Here is a 7512-nt window from a genome sequence, read left to right on the forward strand (position 1 = left end):
TCACCGGGGATCTCCTTCGCTCGGGTGGTGTGCTGCCGCGACGGTACGGGTCACCCGGTCCAGGGACCGCGCCAGTGCCAGCAATTCCGCGTCGGTGGCCGGCGTCGCGCCGTAGAGCAGTTCGTGGATCTCGTCGGAATGGTCACCGGTGTACCGGGCGACCAGGGCGGTCACCTCGTCGGGCGACGCGGTGGCGGGCAGGTTGAGCCGGGTGCGCAGCCGGTCCCGGGTGGCTGAGCGCAGGGTGGCGGCGGCGGGGCCCCGCGCCCGGGCCCGTTGGTAGAGGCGTGCCCGGCCGAGGACCGTCTCGGCGGAGTGGACCCGCACCGGCAGCGGCTCGGTGACCGGTGGACCGAGCCGGCGGGCCCGCCAGAGCACCACCAGCAGCGCGGCCAGCGCGAGCTGGAGCAGCAGGGCCCAGAACCAGGTGGGGAAGGCCGCCCAGAGCGGGTTGTCGCCGTCCGGTCGCTCCCCGCCGGACTGGTCCGGCGAGTCGTCGGAGCCGCCGTCGTCGGAGCCCCCGTTGGCCGGGCCACCGTTTGCGCCGCCGTCGTCGTCCCGGCGCTCATCCGGCGCCTCGCCCGGGAGGGGGGACCAGGCCGGCTCGCCGGTGGAGCCGGTGCCGAGCCGCGGCGGCGGGGCGGGGCCGTCCAGGTCGAGCCAGACCACCCGGCCGTGACGGCCGAGCAGCCCGGCCGCCAGTTCCTCGTTGCCCCACTCGTCGATCCGGTCGTTGCGGAACGGATCGCTCGCCCCGATCACGACCACGTCGGCCGTCCACGGCAGGTGGACCAGGCCGCCGGAGTAGCAACGGCGCAGTTCGCCGGCGTGCCCGGGGGACGCGGCGTAGTGCTGCAGCGCCGCGGCGGCGCTGCCGGCCCGGGCCGCCTCGGGCAGCGGGCAGGGCCGACCGTCGGTGTCGGGGCGCACCGCGCGGGCCGCCCAGCGGCGGTCGGTGCGGACCACCGGCAGGCCGACCTGCTCCAGCACGCGGCGGGACGGGTCGACCAACACGAGCCGGGTGCCGGCGGGCAGGTCGCCCAGTGCGCCGAGAGTGTCCGGGTGCAGCAGCTCCGGGGCCGGTACGAAGAGCGTCGCCGGCCGGTCGTCGAGGGCCAGCAGGGCAGGTAGCAGGTCACTCTCCCGCTGTACGGTGACGCCCCGGCCGCGCAACGCCCCGGCGAGCCGGCTGCCGCCGTGCTCGGTGGCCGCCACCGGTGAGAGGAATCCCGGGGCGGCCGGGTCGGGCTGGTCCACGGCGTGGGCGACCAGGGTGGTCACGATCAGGGCGGCGGCGAGTGCGCACGGCAGCGCGATCCGGTGCCGGCGGCGGCGTCGCCGCCGGGCCGGGGCCGTTCGCTCGGGTGCCGGCGTGGGCGACACGGCGGTGGTCATCGCGGTTCCTCGGACCGGTCGGCGAGCACCCGGTCCAGCTCGTCGGCGAGTTCCCGCATCCGCCGGTCGTGGTCGGCCGAGGCGGGGCGGTGGGCGTACCAGACGGCGGAGAAGAGGGCGGCTGCGGCGCTCAGCGGCGGGTCGACCGCGGGCAGGTTGCCCGACGCCTCCTCGGTCAGTTCGGTCACGGTCAGGCCGGGGCGCTGCGTGACCGTTCCGGCGGCGACCAGCCGGCGGACCATGCCGCGCAGCCGTTCCCGCACGGCGTCGGCGAAGCGCCCCTCGGCGGCCAGCCGGTCGGCGAGGGTGCCGCCCGGATGATCGTCGCCGACTCGGGGTCGGGGCAACCGCGACACCGCCACGTCGACCGACCGGCGGGGTCCCCGCCACCGCCCGAGCTGCGGCATCCGCAGCCGGGGCAGCCGGCGGGGCACCCAGGTCGGGTAGTGGTACCAGGCCACCGCCACCAGCCCGGCGAGCAGCAGGAGCAGCGCCGCGGCCAGCGGCAGCGGCACGACGTCGCCGAGGGCGGCGATCGCCTCGGTCCACCGGCGGCTGATGCTCACCGGTCGGCCGCCAGCAGCACGGGCTCGGCGAGGTGGCCGGGGGAGCGGGAGAGGCGGATGTCGAGCCCTTCGGTGCGCATCCGGTTGTCCAGGTGGACCACCGCGTCGAGGCAGGCCAGGGCCGGGTAGGCGACGGCGTTCACCGCCGTCCAGGCGGTCATGGCGGCGACGGTCGCCGTCGCCGGGTCGGCCAGGTCGACCAGGTCCAGCCGGGCCAGCCCGAAATAGCCGCCGAGGGCGAGGCCGACCCGCAGGATCCACCAACCGAGGTAGCCGAGGAGGCGTACCCAGGCGGCCCGGCCACCGGCGCGGACGGCGAGCCGGGTGGCCCGGGGCAGCGCGAGGTGCCCGGCGAGCCGGTCCACCGCCAGCACGGCGGCCACCGAGCCGAACACCGCCCAGGCGAGGAACCAGAGCGGCCCGAGCAGACCGCCGAGCACGACCAGGATGCCGACGGGCACCGCGAGCAGCAGGGTGGCCCCCCACCGGGCACCCCGGGGACGGAGCAGTTCGCCTACGCCGGCGCGGCGACCGAGCAGCGCCGCGCCCCCGGCCCGGGCGGCCGGGTTGCCGAGCAGCGTGACGATCACCGCCTCGGTTCCGGCGCCGCAGGCCAGCAGCAGCCAGTACGCGACGAACTGGTCCCACCCGTCGGGCCAGTACGTCGGCCCCCGCAGGTCGGCGGCGAGGCGCAGTGGGAGCAGCAGGAGTTGTTCGCCGACGGCGAGCAGGACGCCCAGCGGGAGCAGTAGCCGGCCCTGGGCGCGCAGCAGCAGCACCGCCGAGTCGAGCAGCTCCCCGACGGTGAGCGGACGCCTCGGGAGCACGGCTGTCGGGCCGACCTCGGGCACGCGTACTCCTGACGGTCACGGTGGCGGGCGGCGGCACGCCCGGGGGATCATGGTGACACGGCCGCGGTGACCCGGTGGACCCGCAGGCCCGGAGCCGGTGACGGGCGACCCGGTCGGCGTTGTTCCGCGTGGAACGTGCGGGCACGCCGGCCAGGGCAGTACCGTGCCGGGTGACGCCGATCCCACCTGACTGAACGGGGATGGAACCATAAATCCCATGAGAGCCCGGGTACTGGTGGTCGACGACGACCCCGCGCTCGCCGAGATGCTCGGCATCGTTCTGCGCAGTGAGGGCTTCCTGCCCTCTTTCGTCGCCGACGGGGAACGGGCGCTGGCCGCGTTCCGGGACAACCGACCCGACATCGTCCTGCTCGACCTTATGCTGCCCGGTATGAGCGGTATCGACGTGGCCCGGGCGATCCGGGCCGAGTCGGGCGTGCCCATCGTCATGCTGACCGCCAAGAGCGACACCGTGGACGTGGTGCTCGGCCTGGAGTCCGGCGCCGACGACTACGTGGTCAAGCCGTTCAAGCCCAAGGAGTTGGTGGCCCGGATGCGGGCCCGGCTGCGCCGCGGCGAGGACGTCGCCCCGGAGATGCTGACCATCGGGCCGCCCGGCAACCAGATCACCATCGACGTGCCGGCGCACACCGTGAGCCGGGACGGCGAGGAGGTGAAACTCACCCCGCTGGAGTTCGACCTGCTGGTCGCGCTGGCCCGCAAGCCCCGCCAGGTCTTCACCCGGGAGGTGCTGCTGGAGCAGGTCTGGGGCTACCGGCACGCGGCGGACACCCGGCTGGTCAACGTGCACGTGCAGCGGCTGCGCGCCAAGATCGAACCGGATCCGGAGCGGCCGGAGATCATCCTGACCGTGCGGGGCGTGGGCTACAAGGCGGGTACCGGATAGCCTGGTCTGCACCGTGACCAGCGCTTCGAGCCCCACCCCCGAGACCACCGCCGGCTGGCGTCCCGCCGCGCGGGCGCTGGGGCGTGCCGTGGCCGGCCGGGCGCTGGGCCTGGCCGCCGGGCTGCACCAGACCTGGCGCCGCTCGTTGCAGGTGCGGGTGGTGACCATCACCCTGGTGGTCTCCAGCCTGCTCGTCGGAGGTTTCGCGTACCTGATCGCCAACAAGATCACCGACATCCTGCTGGAGAACGCCAAGACCGACACGCTGCTGCGGCTGCGCAGCGGCAGCGACTACGCGGGCAAGCAGTTCTCCCTCTACAGCCAGCCCCAGGCGGCCCAACTCCAGGACACCATCGAGGGGACGGTCAACTACCTGGCCGGCGGCGACCCGCAGCAGACCAGCGGGGTGGTGGTGGCCATCACAGCCGACCGCTACGCGGGGATCATCGAGACCCGCACCTCCCCGGCGGCGGACATCCGCCCGCTGGTCAGCCGGGAGCTGCGGGCCGCCGTCGGGGACGGCAAGGTCGCCCACCAGATCCGCACCGGCCGGCTCGCCGACCAGCGGACCAAATACCTCGTGTACGGCTCGCCGGTGCCGACCAGCTTCGGCCAGCTGGAGCTGTACTACCTGGTGCCGCTCACCCGGCAGGACGCCGCCGCCGCCGACGCCCGGGCCACCGTCCTCGCCACCGGGTTAGCCCTGGTGCTGCTGCTCGGACTGCTCGCCGCCCTGGTGACCCGCCTGGTGGTCACCCCGGTCCGGGTGGCCGCCCGCACCGCCCAGCGGCTCTCCGCCGGCCTGCTCGACCAGCGGATGGTGGTCAACGGCGAGGACGACCTGGCCCTGCTGGCCGCGTCGTTCAACCAGATGGCCACCAACCTGCAACGGCAGATCCTGCGGCTGGAGGAGATGTCCCGCCTGCAACGCCGGTTCACCTCGGACGTGTCGCACGAGCTGCGTACCCCGCTGACCACGGTGCGGATGGCCGCCGACCTGATCTTCGCGGAGCGGGCGGAGTTCGACCCGGCGGTGGCCCGCAGCGCCGAGCTGCTCCAGGCCGAGCTGGACCGGTTCGAGGAACTTCTCACCGACCTGCTGGAGATCAGCCGTTTCGACGCCGGCTTCGCGATGCTCGACGCCGAACCGACCGATGTGACGCCCATCGTGCACCGGGTGGCCGACCGGCTGGCCGCCCTGGCCGAGCGGCTGGGCGTGCCCGTCGAGATGGACGTGCCCAGCACCCCGGTGATCGCCGAGGTCGACCCGCGCCGGGTCGAGCGGGTGCTGCGCAATCTGGTCGGCAACGCGGTCGAGCACGGTGAGGGCAAGCCGGTGCGGATCACCCTGGGCATGGACCAGACCGCCGTCGCGATCACCGTGCGCGATCACGGGGTCGGGCTCAAGCCGGGGGAGGAGAAGTTGGTCTTCAACCGCTTCTGGCGGGCCGATCCGTCCCGGGCCAGGCAGACCGGCGGCACCGGGCTGGGCCTGTCGATCAGCCTGGAGGACGCCCGGCTGCACGGCGGCTGGCTGGAGGCGTGGGGCGCACCGGGGCAGGGCGCCCAGTTCCGGCTCACCCTGCCGGCCCGGGCCGGTGACCGGCTCACCACCTCGCCGTTGCGCCTGGTGCCCGCCGACGCCACGCTGCCCTTCGGCGGCCCCGGCGATGCGGAAATGCTGGCCATCGGTCCGTCCCGTGCAGGTGTGCTGGCCATCGGCCCGGCCGATGGAGGCGGCTCGACCGTCAGCTCGGCCGGTGGGGGCGGCTCGACCATCGGGCCGGCGCCGAAGCCGGACGACGACCGGGCGGAGGCACGGCCGTGAGGCGGGCGCTCGCCGGTGTGGTCGGCGCGGTGCTGCTGCTGGCCGGGTGCGGCATCCCGGCGCACACCGAGGTGCAGGTGGACGGGTCGGGGCCGGCGGTCGCGGCGGGTGCCGCCAGCTTCCGCCGGGGCGAGCCGCCCACCCGTACGGCCAGCGGCGACGACCGGGCGGCCTTCGTCCGCAACTTCCTCTCCGCCGCCGCCGGTGAGCCGGAGCGGGCGTACGAGCGGGTCAAGCAGTTCATCGCGCCGGAGAACCGGGCCCGGCTCCAGGAGAAGCAGGGCAGCGAGATCGCGGTCAACGTGGTCCGGTTGACCGAGCGGCCGGTGATCACCGAGAACGCCAACGGGCTCTTCTCGGTGCGGCTGCCGGTGCAGCAGATCGGGCTGCTACGCGCCAACGGCGTGCTCGCGCCGCCGGTGGTGACCGAGACCGAGTACCGGTTCGGCCTGCGGGGTTCGGTGTTGCCCGAGCAGGAGGGCACCGAGGAGGCGGGTCTGTTCGTCACCGACCCGCCGAACGTGCTGCTGCTCGGTGTCGACGCGCTGCGCCAGTACTACCAGACCCGGCCGGTCTACTTCTGGAGTTCCGACGGCAGTCGACTGGTGCCGGACCAGCGCTACCTGCCGCTGGCCGTGCCTGACGAGCGGCGGGTCAGCGAGGTGGTCAAGTGGTTGATCGGTGGTCCCTCGGAGTGGTTGAGCACCGGTGCCAGCCGCCTGCCGGACCGGACCGCTCTGATCAACAACGCGATCGAGAACGAGGGGCGGTGGGAGGTCAACCTCGATCTGCCCGGTGACGACAACCGCAGGCTCGCGCAGATCGGTATCCAGTTGGCGTGGTCCCTGCCGGAACTGGACGGGCAGTTGCAACTGACCACCCGCAACCAGTCGCGGGTCATGATCCCGGACCTGCGGCGGCACCGGCTGGAGCACCCGGCCTACCCGGTCACCGGCAACCCGCAGCGGTTCACCGTCTACGAGGGGGCGGTCCACCCGCTGGCCCTGCCCGACGAGGGAAGCGCCCCGGTGCCGTTGGCGCCGGAGGTCAACCGGGATGTGTTCTCGGCCGGGCTCAGCCGGGGCGACCGTCGGGTGCTCGCCGCCCTGGTGGTGCGTGCCCCGGGCGGCCGGCAGCGGCTGGCGACCGGTTCCGGGGACGGGCGGGTGCAGATCGTCAACCCGTCGCCGCAGATCTTCGGCACGATCGGGCGGCCGGTCTGGTTGCGTTCACCCGACCCCCGCCAGCCGTACGGGCTGGTGGTGGCCGATCGCCGGCTGTGGCGCTTCGACGACCGGGGCCGGATGGACCCGGTGCCGCTCAACGTCGCCGGGCCGGTCACCGCGGTGGCCGCCTCGCTGGAGGGCCACCGGATCGCGGTGGTGATCGGCGGCGTCCTGCACCTGGCGTCGGTGAACGTGGATGGTGGCGTGGTCACCGCCGGGCCGGCCCGGAAGGTGGCCACCTCGCTGACCGACCTGTCGGCGGTGGACTGGGCGGGGGAGAACACCCTGGTTCTGGCCGGCACGACCGGCCGTTCGGCGGTGTACGAGGTGAGCATCGACGGCGCCATGGAGACGGCGCTGGTAGCCGACGTGGGCGCCCGGGTGACGCACCTGGCGGCGTACCCGACCAACCCCGTGGTGCCGCTGCCCACCGTGCTGATCATGTACGAGGCGAACGGGGTGGCCTACCGCTACCCGCAGCGGGACACGATCCGGCGGGACCAGGTCGTGGATGTGTCGCCGCCGCCGAACGGCGCGCGTCCCGGCAGTCCGACCGCCCCCTTCTTCCTGTCCTGAGCGCGCGGTGCGGGACGTCGGCGGGCTCTGGGCGGAGCTGACCGATCTGGTGCTGCCGGCAGAGTGCGCCGGTTGCCGGGGGCGGGGCCGGGCGCTGCGGCGCGGCTTCTGCCCGGCGTGCGTCGAGGCGCTCGGGGCGCTGGTGCCCGGCCCGGTACGTCCC

6 protein-coding genes are annotated in these 7512 nt (G+C 74.4%); 3 read left to right on the forward strand and 3 right to left on the reverse strand.

The features are described from left to right. From E1166_RS28005 to E1166_RS28015, 3 genes are read right to left on the reverse strand one after another with little or no spacing between them, the layout of a single operon-like run. A complete protein-coding gene (locus E1166_RS28005) occupies positions 1-1395 on the reverse strand; it encodes a DUF4350 domain-containing protein (protein ID WP_132342896.1) in 1395 nt (464 codons plus the stop codon). Then, complete coding sequence (locus tag E1166_RS28010) at positions 1392-1961, reverse strand: DUF4129 domain-containing protein (RefSeq protein WP_243710560.1); 570 nt, start codon at positions 1959-1961, stop codon at positions 1392-1394. The genes E1166_RS28005 and E1166_RS28010 overlap by 4 nt, the downstream gene beginning before the upstream one ends. Then, positions 1958-2812, reverse strand: a complete 855-nt coding sequence (locus E1166_RS28015; protein ID WP_132342897.1) for a hypothetical protein — start codon at positions 2810-2812, stop codon at positions 1958-1960. Before E1166_RS28015 ends, E1166_RS28010 begins: the two co-directional genes overlap by 4 nt. 217 nt (positions 2813-3029) lie before the next feature. Here E1166_RS28015 and mtrA point away from each other — a divergent pair, with 217 nt between their 5' ends. The 3 genes from mtrA (at position 3030) to E1166_RS28030 (ending at position 7349) form a co-directional block, all read left to right on the forward strand. After that, positions 3030-3719, forward strand: a complete 690-nt coding sequence (gene mtrA / locus E1166_RS28020) for an MtrAB system response regulator MtrA (protein ID WP_088977546.1) — start codon at positions 3030-3032, stop codon at positions 3717-3719. Between the two features lie 88 nt (positions 3720-3807). After that, positions 3808-5547 (forward strand): MtrAB system histidine kinase MtrB, encoded by a 1740-nt coding sequence (gene mtrB / locus E1166_RS28025; RefSeq protein WP_243710561.1) that lies wholly within the window; start codon positions 3808-3810, stop codon positions 5545-5547. After that, a complete protein-coding gene (locus E1166_RS28030) occupies positions 5544-7349 on the forward strand; it encodes an LpqB family beta-propeller domain-containing protein (RefSeq protein ID WP_132342899.1) in 1806 nt (601 codons plus the stop codon). The genes mtrB and E1166_RS28030 overlap by 4 nt, the downstream gene beginning before the upstream one ends. Positions 7350-7512 lie beyond the last annotated feature (163 nt).

The organism is Micromonospora sp. KC213 (genome assembly GCF_004348325.1).
Taxonomy (GTDB): domain Bacteria; phylum Actinomycetota; class Actinomycetes; order Mycobacteriales; family Micromonosporaceae; genus Micromonospora.

What these genes read in the sequence shown, in the direction of transcription:
- mtrA (WP_088977546.1), top strand. Translation starts at nt 3,030, where the DNA reads ATGAGAGCCCGGGTACTGGTGGTCGACGACGACCCCGCGCTCGCCGAG.
- E1166_RS28005 (WP_132342896.1), bottom strand. Translation starts at nt 1,395, where the DNA reads ATGACCACCGCCGTGTCGCCCACGCCGGCACCCGAGCGAACGGCCCCG.